The 979-nt window shown below is 33.6% G+C and carries 1 protein-coding gene; it reads right to left on the reverse strand.

Translation table 11 applies throughout. The annotated features are described in order from the left end of the window. Positions 1-13: 13 nt before the first annotated feature. Positions 14-964, reverse strand: a complete 951-nt coding sequence (locus EUBIFOR_RS04385) for a DNA-directed RNA polymerase subunit alpha (protein WP_040466147.1) — start codon at positions 962-964, stop codon at positions 14-16. Positions 965-979: the final 15 nt, after the last annotated feature.

Below are 979 nucleotides of genomic sequence, written 5' to 3' on the forward strand. Positions count from 1 at the left end.
ATTCTTACTCCTCTTATTCATACGATTTGAAGAACAATCCCAATTGGTACATTTTGTCCTTCACTTCTTTGAGTGATTTCTTACCCAAATTCTTAACATGCATCATTTCATCTTCTGTTTTTTGTGTAAGTTCATCGACAGTTTGAATTCCTGCACGTTTTAAACAATTGTAAGAACGAACAGATAAATCCAAATCTTCAATCATCATTGTATTTACTTTCTTAACATCCTCAACTTGAGGTTTTTGAACCATGAAACTTTCTTCTAATTCTAAGTCAGAAACAGTTAAAACTTCATCTAAGTTTTCCATACAAACCTTTGCAGCCATTGTAATAGCCTGTAAAGGTGTAATTGTTCCATCTGTTTCTACATTGATATGTACTTTGTCATATTTTTTATCCAATCCAACACGAGCAGGTTCTGATAAATAATCTGCTTTACGGATTGGAGTGAAAGTTGCATCTAATACTACGACATCTTCACCAAAGTCGTATGACACTTTGTTTTCAATTGAACTCTTATATCCAGTTCCAGTTACTGCATAAATTTCCATTTCTAAACTTGCACCTTTTTCTAAAGTACAAATCACTTGTTCAGGATCTACAACTTCTACAGCTTCCGGACAAATAATGTCAGCCGCCTGAATTGTTGCTGGTCCCTTCTTTGAAATATGCAATGTTTGGAATCCTTCTCCATCATTGTATAATTGTACAGCTTTTAAATTTAATGAAATACGATAAATATCCTCTAAAATACCATCAACCATTGTTGCTTTTCCATCAAATCCAGATACTTTAAATCCAACAATGCGTGTGCCAGGTACACTTGTTAATAATGTACGGCAAATTGTATTTCCAATCGTAATTCCAAAACCTCTTTCTAGAGGTTCAAAGATATAAGATCCAGTATTGTTCTCTTCATTCACAAAATCTTTATGAAGTGAAGCTCTTTCAAATTCCTGCATCGTTATCCTCCTTTT

Origin of the sequence: Holdemanella biformis DSM 3989 (assembly GCF_000156655.1) — a bacterium.
In the GTDB taxonomy this organism is placed as follows: Bacteria; Bacillota_I; Bacilli_A; order Erysipelotrichales; family Erysipelotrichaceae; genus Holdemanella; species Holdemanella biformis.